The organism is Marinilactibacillus sp. 15R (genome assembly GCF_001895285.1).
Lineage (GTDB): Bacteria > Bacillota > Bacilli > Lactobacillales > Carnobacteriaceae_A > Marinilactibacillus > Marinilactibacillus piezotolerans.
This window is the reverse complement of record NZ_CP017761.1, coordinates 2678336-2692571: the sequence shown is the minus strand read 5'-3', so window position 1 is coordinate 2692571 and position 14236 is coordinate 2678336. Positions and strand designations below refer to the sequence as shown.

14 protein-coding genes and 1 pseudogene are annotated in these 14236 nt (G+C 39.2%); 11 read left to right on the top strand and 4 right to left on the bottom strand.

The window, feature by feature from the left end; genetic code table 11:
* Window positions 1-37 precede the first annotated feature (37 nt).
* From BKP56_RS13210 to BKP56_RS13185, 6 genes and pseudogenes are all read left to right on the top strand, one after another.
* The gene (locus BKP56_RS13210; protein ID WP_029486057.1) at window positions 38-511 is read left to right on the top strand and encodes a CopY/TcrY family copper transport repressor; all 474 of its coding nucleotides are present in this window, start codon (window positions 38-40) and stop codon (window positions 509-511) included.
* A gap of 3 nt (window positions 512-514) precedes the next feature.
* The gene (locus BKP56_RS13205) at window positions 515-2974 is read left to right on the top strand and encodes a heavy metal translocating P-type ATPase (protein ID WP_072695738.1); all 2460 of its coding nucleotides are present in this window, start codon (window positions 515-517) and stop codon (window positions 2972-2974) included.
* Window positions 2975-2990: 16 nt separating this feature from the next.
* Window positions 2991-3254 (top strand): hypothetical protein, encoded by a 264-nt coding sequence (locus tag BKP56_RS13200; protein ID WP_072695736.1) that lies wholly within the window; start codon window positions 2991-2993, stop codon window positions 3252-3254.
* Window positions 3255-3329: 75 nt separating this feature from the next.
* Window positions 3330-3533: a heavy-metal-associated domain-containing protein gene (locus BKP56_RS13195; protein WP_072695734.1), complete on the top strand. Its 204-nt coding sequence runs from the start codon at window positions 3330-3332 to the stop codon at window positions 3531-3533.
* 294 nt (window positions 3534-3827) lie between these two features.
* A pseudogene (locus tag BKP56_RS13190) lies at window positions 3828-5939 on the top strand (copper-translocating P-type ATPase).
* A 233-nt stretch (window positions 5940-6172) separates the two neighbouring features.
* Window positions 6173-6664 carry a hypothetical protein gene (locus BKP56_RS13185; protein WP_072695732.1) on the top strand — a complete coding sequence of 164 codons (492 nt, stop codon included), beginning with the start codon at window positions 6173-6175 and terminating at the stop codon, window positions 6662-6664.
* 72 nt (window positions 6665-6736) lie between these two features.
* Here BKP56_RS13185 and BKP56_RS13180 read toward each other — a convergent pair whose 3' ends face one another.
* Both BKP56_RS13180 and istA read right to left on the bottom strand, forming a co-directional pair.
* Window positions 6737-7483 (bottom strand): ATP-binding protein, encoded by a 747-nt coding sequence (locus BKP56_RS13180; RefSeq protein ID WP_072693383.1) that lies wholly within the window; start codon window positions 7481-7483, stop codon window positions 6737-6739.
* Complete coding sequence (gene istA, locus BKP56_RS13175; RefSeq protein WP_072694271.1) at window positions 7473-9035, bottom strand: IS21 family transposase; 1563 nt, start codon at window positions 9033-9035, stop codon at window positions 7473-7475. The genes BKP56_RS13180 and istA overlap by 11 nt, the downstream gene beginning before the upstream one ends.
* Before the next feature lie 141 nt (window positions 9036-9176).
* Here istA and BKP56_RS13170 point away from each other — a divergent pair, with 141 nt between their 5' ends.
* On the top strand, window positions 9177-9911 hold the full coding sequence (locus BKP56_RS13170) for an IS4 family transposase (protein ID WP_072695730.1): 735 nt from the start codon (window positions 9177-9179) through the stop codon (window positions 9909-9911).
* 150 nt (window positions 9912-10061) lie between these two features.
* Here BKP56_RS13170 and BKP56_RS13165 read toward each other — a convergent pair whose 3' ends face one another.
* The gene (locus BKP56_RS13165; protein ID WP_232226975.1) at window positions 10062-10631 is read right to left on the bottom strand and encodes a TIGR01906 family membrane protein; all 570 of its coding nucleotides are present in this window, start codon (window positions 10629-10631) and stop codon (window positions 10062-10064) included.
* Window positions 10632-10695: 64 nt separating this feature from the next.
* Window positions 10696-10905 carry an adhesion protein gene (locus tag BKP56_RS13160; protein WP_072695728.1) on the bottom strand — a complete coding sequence of 70 codons (210 nt, stop codon included), beginning with the start codon at window positions 10903-10905 and terminating at the stop codon, window positions 10696-10698.
* Between the two features lie 450 nt (window positions 10906-11355).
* Here BKP56_RS13160 and BKP56_RS13155 point away from each other — a divergent pair, with 450 nt between their 5' ends.
* From BKP56_RS13155 to BKP56_RS13140, 4 genes are all read left to right on the top strand, one after another.
* Window positions 11356-12432 carry a murein hydrolase activator EnvC family protein gene (locus tag BKP56_RS13155; RefSeq protein ID WP_198033957.1) on the top strand — a complete coding sequence of 359 codons (1077 nt, stop codon included), beginning with the start codon at window positions 11356-11358 and terminating at the stop codon, window positions 12430-12432.
* A gap of 125 nt (window positions 12433-12557) precedes the next feature.
* Window positions 12558-13397, top strand: coding sequence for a prolipoprotein diacylglyceryl transferase (gene lgt / locus BKP56_RS13150; protein ID WP_072695724.1), 840 nt, complete (start codon window positions 12558-12560; stop codon window positions 13395-13397).
* A 47-nt stretch (window positions 13398-13444) separates the two neighbouring features.
* Window positions 13445-13678: an amino acid acetyltransferase gene (locus tag BKP56_RS13145; protein WP_072695722.1), complete on the top strand. Its 234-nt coding sequence runs from the start codon at window positions 13445-13447 to the stop codon at window positions 13676-13678.
* A 59-nt stretch (window positions 13679-13737) separates the two neighbouring features.
* Window positions 13738-14133 carry a NusG domain II-containing protein gene (locus BKP56_RS13140; RefSeq protein ID WP_232226899.1) on the top strand — a complete coding sequence of 132 codons (396 nt, stop codon included), beginning with the start codon at window positions 13738-13740 and terminating at the stop codon, window positions 14131-14133.
* The last annotated feature ends 103 nt before the right edge of the window (window positions 14134-14236 follow it).

Here is a 14236-nt window from a genome sequence, read left to right as displayed (position 1 = left end):
ATAAACAGTTTACGAATGTAAATGAGGAGGATGAAAGATGGTTGCTACAGTCTTACCGCCCCACGTAACAGATGCTGAATGGGAAGTCATGCGCGTGGTATGGGCAAATAAAAAAGTCACCAGTAAAGAAGTTATCGCTATTTTGGAAGACAAAATGAATTGGAAACAGGCTACAATCAAAACGCTATTAGGCCGATTGGTAGAGAAAGGTGCATTGTCTACTGAGCAAGAAGGGAAGAAGTATATCTATTCCGCAAAAATTGAGGAAAATGAGACCATAAAAGATTACACAAATGATGTTTTTAGTCGGATTTGCAATAAAGAGGTAGGTTATGTAATTGAAGGTTTAATTGAAGATCACATCTTGAGTTTCGATGATATACGGCGCTTGGAAAAAGCTTTGGAAATGAAAAAAAAATCTGCTGTAGAAGAAGTTAGTTGCCACTGTGCGCCAGGGCAATGTGAATGCAATATGAAACACCATGGAATGAAAATGAGAGGAATGGAATAAAAGATGGAAAATAAAACATTTACCATAGAAGGCATGACTTGTGCTTCTTGCGCCCAAACAGTAGAAAAAGCGACCCAGAAGTTATCAGGCGTAAAAATCGCTAATGTGAATCTTGCAACGGAAAAAATGAGCATTCAGTTTGATGAGGCGTCACTTTCGGAGGCTGACATTCAAAAAGCCGTTTCAGATGCAGGATATGCTGCAATACCTAATACCGTAAGGAAGACTTTTAATCTTGAAGGTATGACTTGTGCTTCTTGTGCACAAACCATTGAAAAAGCTACTCATAAACTTACCGGAGTAAATACGTCATCGGTAAACTTAGCCACGGAAAAAATGGTGGTAGAGTATGATCCAAGTAGGTTAAATATTTCCGATATCACTCAGGCCGTATCCGATTCGGGATATGAGGCACATGAAGAGAGAGCAACTGCGGACACGGTGGACTTAGACCAAGAAAAGAAACAGAATGAAATCAAGAGCCTCTGGAAGAGATTTTTGATTTCGGCCATCTTTACAGCCCCATTACTTTATATCGCAATGGGTCATTTGGTAAATGCGCCCCTACCTGCTTTTATCGATCCGATGATGAATCCGGAAAATTTTGCTATCATTCAAATCTTGCTGACGCTTCCGGTTGTCGTGGTCAATAAAAAAATTTACCAGACTGGATTCAAAGCGTTGTTTAAGGGACATCCCAACATGGACTCATTAATCGCTTTGGGAACAAGTGCCGCTTTCCTTTACGGTGTATTTGCAACGGTCATGATTTTCTTGGGAGAGGCATCTTATGCCAACGAATTGTATTACGAAACAGCGGCTGTTATTCTAGCCTTAATTGTTCTAGGGAAGTATTTAGAAACCCTGACTAAAGGGAAGACATCTGAAGCCATTAAGAAACTGATGGGATTGGCTCCAAAAACAGCACTGGTAGTACGAAACGGAAAGGAAATAGAGATTTCGATTGATGAAGTGGCAGTGGGTGACATCGTTGTTGTGCGCCCAGGTGGAAAAATGCCTGTGGACGGTATGGTAACAGAGGGGTTGACGTCGGTAGACGAATCCATGTTAACTGGTGAAAGTATCCCCGTAGAAAAATCGGTAGGGGACGCGATTATTGGAGCAAGTATCAACAAAAACGGTACGATTCATTATCGAGCTACAAAAGTTGGGAAAGATACCGCACTATCTCAGATTATTAAACTAGTAGAAGACGCGCAAGGATCTAAAGCTCCGATTGCTAAGATGGCAGATATTATTTCCGGTTACTTCGTACCAATCGTTATTGCGATTGCAATCCTTTCTGCGCTTGCGTGGTACTTTGCTGGACAAACAGGGGTATTCGCGTTGACCATAGCCATTTCGGTACTGGTGATTGCGTGCCCATGTGCACTCGGGTTAGCTACCCCTACAGCAATCATGATTGGAACAGGGAAAGGTGCCGAACATGGCGTATTGATTAAGAGTGGGACAGCATTGGAAACAACTCATAAACTGAAGACCATTGTTTTTGACAAGACAGGAACCATTACAGAAGGAAAGCCTAAGGTAACAGATATTATTACTGCAAAAGGGATCTCTCAAGAGGAACTCTTGATGTTGGCAGCTTCCGGTGAGAAAGGTTCTGAACACCCACTAGGGGAAGCAATAGTTAAGGGTGCAGAAGAAAAAGGATTGTCTCTGAAGAAAACTGAAGCTTTTGAGGCGATTCCGGGTCATGGAATCGAGGTAAAAATCGACGGAGCTACCCTTTCGTTGGGTAACCGAAAACTGATGGATGAGCGAAATGTCCAACTAGGCAAGTTGGCGAAGGTATCCGATGAATTGGCTAGTCAAGGTAAAACGCCAATGTACCTTTCCAGAGGTAGTGAAATTCTCGGAATCATTACGGTCGCCGATACGGTAAAAGAGAGCAGCCTACGAGCCATTGAAAAGTTGCATAAGATGGGCATTGAAGTAGCCATGATTACTGGTGACAACAAACGAACGGCAGAAGCAATTGCAAAACAGGTGGGAATCGACCGTGTATTGAGCGAAGTTTTGCCGGAAGATAAAGCTAACGAAGTGAAAAAGTTGCAGGATGAAGGCAAAAAAGTAGGTATGGTAGGCGATGGAATTAATGATGCTCCTGCACTTGCGCAAGCCGATGTAGGAATTGCCATTGGATCTGGTACGGATGTAGCGATGGAATCAGCAGATATTGTCCTAATGCGTAGTGACCTCATGGATGTCCCTACGGCTGTGGAATTGAGTAAATCTACCATCCGAAACATTAAGGAAAACCTGTTTTGGGCATTTGCGTACAATATTTTAGGTATTCCCTTCGCGATGGGTGTAGTTTATGCCTTTGGCGGTCCATTGCTTAGCCCGGTTATTGCGGCAGGGGCAATGACTTTTAGTTCTACTTCTGTTTTATTAAATGCATTACGCATAAAACGATTCAAACCATCTGTCATGAAATAAAAAATGAGGCTATAAGATGAGCATGAATTTAACGGTTAAAGGAATTACTTGTTTGACTTGCTTACAGTTAGTAATGGAAAAAACGGGACAAAATCCATTGGTTAAAAAAGTAAAGATCAATAAAAGTACTAAAACGGCTCTTATCCAAGCAGAAAAAGAAACAAATCAAGAAGATTTTCTAGACATCTTGTCTAATACACCAGATATTTTGACAAGTATCAGTGAATCAGCTAACTGTCATTGCTGCACAGAGTTTTATTTTAACCTGGTGTTAGACTAAAAAAACGGTTTAAAACTTCTTCTGAAAGAGTGAAGAAGAAATTAAATAAAACAATAAAGAAAAGAGGAAATAATGATGAAACAAGATATATTAGTAGAAGGCATGAAGTGTCAAGGATGCGCCAACACTGTAATAGATAGGTTTGAATCCTTGGAAGGAGTAGAATCAGCTTCTGTAGATTTAGAGAACAAAAAAGCTACTATTCAAACATCGGTTGCTATTGATAGAACAGAATTGGACTCTGTACTAGAAGACACAAAATACTTTGTAGCAGAGTAGAGCAGTTAGTAAATAGCATATAACTTAGAAAAATTTTAATAGGTTTGTTTTATGGGTCTCAGCTTTATCCTTTTCAATTAGACATTAGGATTATAAGCTGGGACTCTATTTTTTTAAGAGGTGCAGTTATCTATAGTATAATAGCGGTGTAAATAAAATAGGTTGATTGGTTGCAATGTAGCTGTTTATTTGGATTCAAACTCTATTCGGTGAACTTCAGTTTTATGACTTCATTAAAAACAGAGGAAAAAATGTAAATTATCCCTTTAGCGAAGGCACAAGGAGGAGAGATTTATGAACACCAAGCAGCATAAAGAAAGAAACAAAGCAACGGACCATAGCAAGATGGATCATGGTGACATGGACCATAGTAAGATGGATCATGATGACATGGACCACAGCAAGATGGATCATAGTGACATGGACCATGGTGGAATGAACCACGGCGATATGGGACATGGCAATCACCACGAACACATGGTAGCCGATTTCCGGAAACGTTTTTGGGTAGCCTTGGTCTTTACCATTCCAATTACACTTCTTTCTGAATTCATGATGATGCTTTTCAATTATGAAATCAGTTTTGTAGGAGATAACATTCTACTATTTCTCATGTCCTCTTTCGTCTTCTTTTATGGTGGAAAGCCATTTCTAACAGGTGCGTGGAGCGAGTTCAAGTCTCGCACACCGGGAATGATGATGTTGATTTCACTAGCCATTATTTCCGCATATATTTACAGTAGCTTAACTACTTTTTTCATTCAAGGAATGGATTTCTATTTTGAATTAGCTACGCTAATCCTTATTATGTTGCTAGGTCACTGGATTGAAATGAAGTCACAGATGGGGGCTTCCCGAGCATTAGAGGAACTCATTAAGCTGATGCCCAAAGAGGCGCACAAACTTGATAAGGCAGGCAACATTGTCGAAGTCTCCGTCGAGGACCTGGTTCCCGGAGATCGCATTCTGGTAAAATCTGGTGAAAAAGTTCCCTTGGATGGAAAAATTTATGAGGGCCAATCTACCGTAGACGAATCCATGTTGACCGGAGAGTCCGTTCCAGTTGAAAAAGGCCCAGGATTAGATGCCATCGGCGGATCTATTAATGGTAGCGGAGTTCTAAAAATCGAAGTAGAAAAAACAGGTGGGGAAACGTATCTGGCTCAAGTCATTCAAATGGTAAATGATGCACAGCAGCAAAAGAGCCGCTCCCAAGGACTCGCTGATACCGCTGCAAAATGGCTCTTCTATATTGCTTTGGTAATTGGAGTCATTACCTTTGTTTACTGGATATTCGCTGCGGACTTACAGTTTGCCTTAGCTCGAATGGTGACCGTATTTGTCATTGCCTGTCCACATGCTCTTGGATTAGCCGTTCCGTTGGTAAATGCTGTGTCTACCTCCATCGCTGCCCGTAAAGGCTTGCTTATCCGTAATCGGACCCAATTTGAAGATGCCCGAAGAATTGACCGGATTGTCTTTGATAAGACCGGCACTTTGACCGAAGGAAACTTCGGCGTAACAGATATTATTGCTACTGATGGGACCACAGAAGAGTCAATCCTTTCCTTAGCTTACTCGGTAGAGAGCCAATCGGATCACCCGATTGCGAAAGGGATTGTTCGCGAAGGGGAGAAACGGCGCGTCGATTTATAATCCATCAGCGATTACCAGAATCTCACTGGAGAAGGCCTGCAAGCAATAGTAGATGGATCCGAGGTGGCAGTAATCAGCCCAGGTGGTATGGAAAAACGAGGTCTTGAATATGATCATGAGCGTTTTGATTATTTGGCTCAGCAAGGAAAGACGGTAGTTTTTGTGTTAAAAGATAACATCCTGCAAGGAGTCATTGCTATTGCCGATATCATACGGGACACTTCCTATGAAGTCGTTCGAGCCTTGAAGGAACAAGATATTGAGTCTATCATGATGACAGGTGACAACAAGCGTGTCGCTAATTATGTGGGTGATAAATTAGGATTAGCACAAGTCTTTGCAGAAGTACTCCCTGACGAGAAATCCAAAAATGTCCGGTCTTTAAAAACGGATAACAAGAAGGTGGCCATGGTAGGTGACGGTATCAACGACGCCCCCGCCTTGGCGGAAGCTGACTTGGGTATCGCCATTGGTGCCGGTACAGATGTGGCAATCGAAACAGCTGATGTAATCTTGGTGAATAGTAATCCGAAAGATGTACTGAACATTATCAAACTATCCAAGGCAAGCTACCGTAAAATGGTGGAAAACTTAATTTGGGCAGTAGGTTATAACGTAATCGCCATTCCGTTGGCTGCAGGTGTCTTAGCTGATCAAGGTTTTTTGGTTACTCCAGCCATGGCGGCAGTGGTAATGTCCATTAGTACAATAGTATGTGCTGTGAACGCTAGACTCTTAAAAATTGATTAGTAGCAAAAGAGTAACATAGATGCAAAATGGCTCCTATCTTTTTCAGATAGGAGCCATTTTTAAAGATACGTGATTGTATTATTCGCTCACCAAGAGTAGCGATTCTTTTTTTGTAATAAAATAACCTATAACACTAGTGTTGCATTAAATAATTTAACTGTTTCAACACATAAAAAAGTCCTTTATAATGGGGTTGGATGACTTATCCAAGACCAAAACAAAGGACTTATAGCATGGATAAGTATAAAACAAAAATGACCATAAATAAATGGTTTTCGTACATTTCTTTAGAAAAATTAAGTGAAACGTCTCGACAGGTTATCGGTCAGTTTAATCGCTATTCAAAAAAGTTAACGTTTAAGAAAGTACTGAAACTCTTTCTCTATGCGATTAATGATGAAACCGATAGCCTACGGCATTTGGATCAACAGTTGGTCAACCCAAAATTAAAAAAAGTGATGGGTATTGAGTCTATTAGCTATTCTCAATTGTCACGTGCCCTGCGAAAGATGGAACCCTCCGTATTGATGGATATTTTCACGCAATTACTTTCACTGGTTCATGAAAAAACAGCGGTGCAATCAAAAGAAAGAGTGTTCTTAATTGATTCGTCCACTTTTTCACTGAATAGAATGCGGTATCCCTGGGGCACGTTTCGCCCGACTGATTATTTCGTGCTTTCAGGACCTCCTTTTCGAAGTATTGAGTCTTACAATATCCAATAGCAGTCCATCAGTCCGTGCTTTGAGTCCGCTAAATAGCCACGCTGTGTGAGAGCGTGGCTAGTGAGTCATACTTTATTGATGATTATTTTGAGCAAGCTGTTCTCTCATATTTAATTGTCCAGTATCGAACCAGACTGCATTGTGAACGATTCTGTCCATGATTGCGTCCGCATGGACGCCTCCTCCTAATCTCTTATGCCAGTCTCCTTTACGAAATTGTGTACAGTAGATGGTGGAACCGGAGTCGTATCGACGCTCAATAATCTCGAATAAAAATTTTAGATCTTCTTCCGATACGTCGTCTAGCAGCCATTCATCAATAATGAGCAGACTATAATTGGAGAATTTAGTAATGAGGTTCGTTACACCTTTAGGTTTAAGCGTCGCTTCGTCTCGCTCAATTAACAAGTCAGGCAAGCGAATATAACGTGTACGGATCTCTTGCTTACAGGCTTCTCGTCCTAGAGCACAGGCGAGATACGTTTTTCCGGAACCTGTAAATCCTTGAAATATGATATTTCTTCTGTGGGTGACATAATTACAGGTTGCCAATTCTTGAAGTGTATGACGATCGATCTCTCGCTGTTCATAATAAACGGCAGAAAAATGAGCATCTTGAATGCGGAATTTAGATCGCTTGATCAATCCTTTTACTCGGCTATTGTATTTCTCTTGATACAGATAATCTATACTGAGCTGCAATCGTTCATCAAATGACAGGTAACGGGTATCATTCTCTATTTCTTGCATTTCTAAATGATCGACTAACTCACTTAAGTCCATTTTTCTTAATTTTCTTATGGATTCGTTATTTATCATTGTGTTTTCCTCCGTAGTAGTCTGCCCCTCTAACAAATCCCATGGATTCCGTATAAGTACTTTGAGCGTTTTCCATGGTCTTATTATTGGCAGGATTGGTTAATATAGCATTCAGCTGGCGATATTTTGGAGAGTAGACTTTCTCTAAAGCAACCTGGCAAGCTGTCTCTAAAGCAGCGTTCGAATATTTTTTAGATAGATTAAGAATAGATAAGCAAGACTGATATCCTTGTTCTTTGAGTAATAAATTCTCAAAGACACGCTGGATAACTTTGTGCGTATACGGACCAATCTTAAGGCCCCAATTTAACAACCGTTGGTCATTCCACTCGAGTTGGTTGAATTGGTCGGGGAGATGTTCTGGGGAAGTAGAGAAAGCATATTCTTTGTACTGAGGGAAACGTTTATGAGTCGCGATTCGTTCATCTTGGAAATAGATTTCTAGAAAATGATGGGTTACTTTTAAATCTACTTTCTTTTTAACGTATTGATAGGGGCAAGAGTAATGATTCTTTTGGTAAGAGATATGACAGTCCAATTTCACTTTTCTTCCATAAACCCATTCTGCAATTTCATAGGGGACAAGTGGCAATGGACGCAATTTAGCCTGTTCGGTTTCAGCAAAAATAAGCTGTCTGCTTCCTTCACGTTTTTGAAAAGGTGTTTCATTAAAAGCCGTCATTTTTTCGCGAATTGCGATCTTTAGATCACCCATAGAAGTAAATAGTTCATTCCTTAAAGAAGCAATAACAGCCGTTGCAATTTTACCCACTGCGCCCTCAACAGCTGCTTTTTGTTTTGGTTTTCGTACTTGAGCAGGCATAACAGCCATCACATAGTGATTCGCTAAGGCTTCATACTGCTCATTTAAGATAATGTCTCCTTCTTTTGGGTGGCTAATGACCCCTGTCTTCAAGTTATCACAAATCAATCTAACGGTTGTCCCACCAAAAAAGGCAAACATATTCATGTGACAATGAAGCCATGTGTTACTTTTCATATCGAGAGTGGGTTCAACATAGGTGTACTGACTATAAGGAAGGGTTCCTACAAATAAATAGACTTTCCTTAATTCGCCAGTAGCCGGATCCAATAATTGCATGGTAGCTCCACTCCAATCGACTTGAATAGAAACACCCGGCTTATGTGTTAAATGATTCGTTAAACGGTACTGGTCAATGTGCTTTTGATAGTCTTCACAGAATTTTGTATAACCTACTGCAATACCGTTGGTATCGTTACACTGATCGACGTATTCTTGCCATAGAAGCTTGAGGGTAACCCCTACACTCTGAAGCTCCTTATGGATTTTATCGTATTCAGGTAGTGTGTATAACACTTCTGATTGATAGCGTTCAGGAAAGAATAAGCGATACGCTTCCTTGTCAGACAATTCCTTAATGTCTTCATATGAGAGATTTAGTTCATCTGCTCGTTTAAAGACATCACTAACTGAACTGCGACCTACTTTCTGAGTTTTAGCAATCATGTTTCGAGAAAATCCTTGATCTCGATACTGAATCACTCGTTTAACTGGGATTTTTCTAGCCATTAAAAATAGCCTCCTTCATGTATTTTAGAAGTAAGAACTTCTAAATTTACTATACACAAAAGAGACTGAAAAGTGGTCTTGAACTGCGAAATAGTGGTCTTGAACCGCGAATTTGATTAAAAAATAAGGTGGACTCAGTTCGTGAAACAGTGGACTCGAAATGGATATTCATGGACTCCAAAACGCGAAATAATCACGACTAAGTCGGGAATCAAACTGCACTTAAAAGTCTGTCATATGAAAGAAGGATGGGTGCACCCTGAACAATTCGAACTGTCCAATGCCTCTGAACACGACCATGATCACTTGAACGTCTTTATTAATGAGAAACGGGCGACCTATGTTTTTGATCGCGGGTATCTGGATTTCACTCAGTTTGATCAAATGAACTGGGAGGGCTACTTTTTCGTCTCCCGCATTAAAAAGAATACAGCCGTTCATGTTCAAGCGCACTTGGAAGTGTCTCATGAATCAGGGATTATCAGTGACCAATTGGTTCAGCTGGGCAAATCGACCTACCTGACGGGGTTGTTTCGTTTAATAACGATTGAACGTAAGCATCGATCGAATCTGCGTATCCTGACGAACCGAATGGATCTTTCAGCAGAGGACATCGGAAAAATGTATCAATCAAGATGGCAGATCGAGTTGTTTTTCAAGCATATCAAACAACATTTGACCATTAAAACGTACTATTCACAGTCTGAACAAGGTGTAGAGAATCAGGTGATTCTTGCGATGATAGTCTACTTATTGACGTTACTGATGAAACTTGAATTAAGGTTGAAATCAAGCCTCTTCACAATTTTGAGACAAATCAGAGCGTTACAGTATGAACCGTTTGAGTGTTTCAAAGCATCGTTCGCACCTGGTTAAGTGAAAGAAAGTGCAAATAGACTAAGCGACAACTGAATAACCCTAAAAATTTCTGGAAAAAGTCATCCCTTGCGCCAGCAATTGACTTTTTTGGAAATTTTAATGAAAACTACTTGTGATTAAAGTAACAATGTATAAAAATCATTTATTCTAAGTTTTATGCAACACTAGTGAACCTATAAGGAGAAATACTTCAATCAATCCAAAGGCAAGAATAAAGCTATGCATAAAGAACTCAGCTGGTAACGCTAAAATGATAGAATCTGTTGCTGGATTGAAAAGCCAAGCATCGTTGTTAAAGAATACCTGATGAAATAACACAAACAGCGTATCAAAACTGATCAAGAGGGCAAAAAGTATAGCAAGTGGGATAAGCATTCCCCACTTAAAGTATCGATTAAGCTTCTGGTATTGATTGGTTCTTTTCATATACCGTGAAAACCAGAAGACACATATTCCAGAAACGATTAGAATCAAATAGTCTAGCATAAATAACTTCTTCACTTCAAAGAAGTGGAACAGCCCACTAGCTGAGCTGGAGAAATTAGGCATGTTTAATTGGGTTACCCAGGGGAAATTTAAGTAGTCCAGTAAAATACGATAATTAGTTAATAGTTGTTCTTTTGGCATGTTTACGTATTCTGTTATATTCAAGTAATTAATATTGAATGAATATAGGGGGGAAAAGTTAATTGTGATAGCTATTGCTAAGGATAAGATGAAAAGGGACAAGGCGATAAAACCAGAAAAGTGAATAATTTTTTGTTTCAAAGCAGATCAGTCCTCACCATTCGTTTCGATTTGAATTTGACTTGAGTATGTTTAAATCTTCTTTTAATTGCTTGTTTTCCTCTTCAAGAGCTTCCATATCTTTAGAATTGTTTTTTGTATGACTGTGTTCCTTATGGTTGTGTCCTCCATGCATACCGGGCATAACAAACATCATGAGCATGTGTCCTACGACCATAAGCACTAAAAATAGAATTAATTCCATCTCCATTCCTCCTTTTTCTTTTTTTATTAGGCATCGAAATAACGTATTGGCTATCGATAAGATAAAAAATACTGAAAATGCTATTTTAACTCTGGAAGTGACCGCTATTTTTTACCTTTCTGTAGCGATAATAAAGAAAAATTATGTAGATTTTATGTAGATTAAATAACTCCATAAAATCTACATAATTCATTGTTATATTGATACACGATAAAGGAAGAAATAAGTTGTTTCAAGCAGTCAATACTAACTATATACATAGGAGAAGGAAGAATGAAGAAAAAGTACCTCTTTCCTATAGCAACGACAATCTTTTTGATGACACCGATGTTTAGTTCTTTAGAAGTAAAAGCCGCTTCCGAAAAAACGGAAGAATTAAAATAACAAGAGCAAGAATTAGGTAAACAATCAGAGTTGCTAAACGAGGAAATTAAAAGTAAAGAACAAGAGATGGAATCTTTAGAAGAAAAAAAAGAGCAGATAGAAGGAGAAGTGGCAGGATTACAAAAGGATATTTCTACATTGATAGAAAAAATTAAGCGCAAGGAAGAAGAAATGAATCAAATTGAGGAAGAGATTAAGAAACTGCAAAAAGAGACGGTTCAATTACAAGATAAAATTAACAGCAGAACCGCTCGTTTAGAATCCCAAGCAAGATCGGTTCAAACGCAGGCAAATCCTCAAGATATTGCTAGTCTATTAGCTTCTTCAGAAAACTTATCTGATTTTCTTGGACGTATTAATGTAATAGGTCAGTTGATGGATGCAAATCAAGATATTATGAAAACCCAAATAGATGATAAGCGAACATTAGAAGATAAAGAGCGCCAATACAAAAATAAACAAGAAAAAATGCAAGCCATCAGAAATCAGTTGGAAGTAGACCAAGAGAAATTGTCCACTCAACGTAGTACATTAGAGAACAAAATTATACAAATAGTCGAACAATACAATTTAACTGCTACTGAAAGAGAAGGAATTATTAACGAACAAACTATTATTGCAAAACAAACGACCGCTTTAACCCAAAAAATTCAAGAAAAAAATCAAAAAGTACAGGTTGAAAAAAAAGTTCAAGCAAACAAGGACTTAAAGACTGTTAATCCGCCAGAACCAAACAATGATAAGGAAACGAATGTTAACTCTAGATGGATTTTGCCAGCAAATGGAATAGTCACTTCTCGATATGGCTGGCGGACACATCCCGTTTTTGGTAATCAGAGGTTTCATAAAGGCATAGATATTGCTGGGAGCGGATCTATTATAGCTTCGCGTTCAGGTAAAGTGATTACGGCATCTTACAATAACGGCTTAGGATATTACATAGAGATTGATCATGGGGATGGATATAAATCAGTTTATTCTCATCTACAACCGAATATGTTGGTTTCATCGGGACAAGAAGTTGCTCAAGGGCAACCAATTGGAATCATGGGGACAACAGGCGTCTCGACCGGTGTACATTTGGATTTTCAAATATATAAAAATGGCTCAACGGTGGATCCTTCTCAATACCTAGGAATATAAAAAAAGAAAGGCTCATTAATTTCAATTGAAAAAAGTGCGTAAAAGAATTTAAAATGAGTCTACGCACTCCTTAGTTTTATCAACTCACAAACAGAAGATAAATATATATTTACAAGGAGAAAAACATGGACATGACAACAGAAACAATCGATCGCGTCGCCTTTTCGTTTGGTCCATTTACCGTCTATTGGTATGGAATTATTATTGGTGTAGCTATGCTTCTCGCTATCTCATTAGCGTCAAAAGAAGGGAAAAAGAGAGGCTTTGAAGAGGATACGCTAATAGATATGGCACTATGGGCTATTCCTATTGGATTAATAGGAGCCCGAATTTACTATGTACTATTTGAGTGGGATTACTATATACAAAATCCCCTTGAAATCATCGCCATTTGGAACGGTGGTATTGCCATTTATGGAGGCTTGATTGCGGGAGGATTAACCGTTTACTGGTACGCCAAGAAAAAGGAAATTCCAGTTGCTTTAATGCTTGATGTATTAGCCCCATATGTTCTCTTGGCGCAGGCCATCGGTAGATGGGGAAACTTTATCAACCAGGAAGCTCATGGAGGAGAAGTAACTCGTACCTTTTTAGAAAACTTGTATCTCCCAGACTTTATCATTAACCAGATGCAAATTAATGGCGTGTACTATCATCCGACATTCCTATACGAGTCCTTGTGGAGCCTTTTAGGCTTCGGTCTAATCATTTTTATTCGGAACCGCAAAGGTTTATTGCGGCAAGGGGAAGTGGCACTTAGCTATGTAATCTGGTATTCAGTAGGAAGATTTTTTATAGAAGGCATGCGAACCGACAGCTTATGGATTGGTGATTTACTCCGGGTGTCACAAGGGCTATCTTTACTTCTATTTATTGGTGCCATCGGCATTTGGATATACCGCAGAAGGGATTACCCCGCTAAATCTTACTATTTAGAAGGATGGCGACTCAAAAAGGAACAATAATAAATAGAAACCGGCATAGATGAATTATAGAAAAGGGAGTGTTAAACATGTGGGACTGTGCGAACTTATTTACACAAGGAGGAATGGGTTGGATGATGTTGATGGGACTATTTTGGATTGTACTGATTGTTGTAATAGTGTACCTTGTTATTAAGCTCCTTTCTGACCGGACAGATAATCGAAGTGGAAAAGAGACTCCCTTAGAACTTCTTCAAAAAGAATTTGCTAGAGGAAATATCACGGAAGAAGAGTACTTGAAGAGAAAAAAACATTTGGAGTAACCATTAAAAACAGAGGATAACAAATGAGGAGGTCATTCCCGATAAAAAAGTATCTGAAAATGGTAAAACCTTTTGATATTATTATTGTTTCTCTGTTGATTGTTCTTTCTTTTTCCCCAGTTGTGGTCTTTGCGATGAAGAACACAAGCAGTGAGAGCAGTGATTTGTATGCAGTAATCTCGATTAATGGAGAGGTAGTAGATCGGTTTCTCCTGACAGGAAATAAGGAGCATCAGCTCATTACCTATTACCCCGCCCCAGGACGGTATAATATTATTGAGATTGATGGTGAGCGGATTCGTAATAAAGAAGATAACAGCATGCACCAAGTTGCGGTGAGGACAGATTGGATTCAATCTCCTGGAGAAACCAGTCTTAACTTGCCTCATCGCTTGCTAATCGAAATTGTATCCGACAATCCTGAACTGACAGAGATTGATGTCCTGGTGCAATAATAGTAAAGATGGATAATATTATACTGCGTGTATGAGACTATGATTAACCACTCAAAAGAGGCTGGGACAAAAGTCTCTGAAAGTCTTTAAATATAGAAAACCC

What these genes read in the sequence shown, in the direction of transcription:
- BKP56_RS13160 (WP_072695728.1), bottom strand. Translation starts at nt 10,905, where the DNA reads ATGGAATTAATTCTATTTTTAGTGCTTATGGTCGTAGGACACATGCTC.
- BKP56_RS13205 (WP_072695738.1), top strand. Translation starts at nt 515, where the DNA reads ATGGAAAATAAAACATTTACCATAGAAGGCATGACTTGTGCTTCTTGC.
- BKP56_RS13180 (WP_072693383.1), bottom strand. Translation starts at nt 7,483, where the DNA reads ATGATAAATAACGAATCCATAAGAAAATTAAGAAAAATGGACTTAAGT.
- BKP56_RS13145 (WP_072695722.1), top strand. Translation starts at nt 13,445, where the DNA reads ATGTGGGACTGTGCGAACTTATTTACACAAGGAGGAATGGGTTGGATG.
- BKP56_RS13140 (WP_232226899.1), top strand. Translation starts at nt 13,738, where the DNA reads ATGGTAAAACCTTTTGATATTATTATTGTTTCTCTGTTGATTGTTCTT.
- lgt (WP_072695724.1), top strand. Translation starts at nt 12,558, where the DNA reads ATGGACATGACAACAGAAACAATCGATCGCGTCGCCTTTTCGTTTGGT.
- BKP56_RS13210 (WP_029486057.1), top strand. Translation starts at nt 38, where the DNA reads ATGGTTGCTACAGTCTTACCGCCCCACGTAACAGATGCTGAATGGGAA.
- BKP56_RS13155 (WP_198033957.1), top strand. Translation starts at nt 11,356, where the DNA reads ATGGAATCTTTAGAAGAAAAAAAAGAGCAGATAGAAGGAGAAGTGGCA.
- istA (WP_072694271.1), bottom strand. Translation starts at nt 9,035, where the DNA reads ATGGCTAGAAAAATCCCAGTTAAACGAGTGATTCAGTATCGAGATCAA.
- BKP56_RS13200 (WP_072695736.1), top strand. Translation starts at nt 2,991, where the DNA reads ATGAGCATGAATTTAACGGTTAAAGGAATTACTTGTTTGACTTGCTTA.
- BKP56_RS13185 (WP_072695732.1), top strand. Translation starts at nt 6,173, where the DNA reads ATGGATAAGTATAAAACAAAAATGACCATAAATAAATGGTTTTCGTAC.
- BKP56_RS13195 (WP_072695734.1), top strand. Translation starts at nt 3,330, where the DNA reads ATGAAACAAGATATATTAGTAGAAGGCATGAAGTGTCAAGGATGCGCC.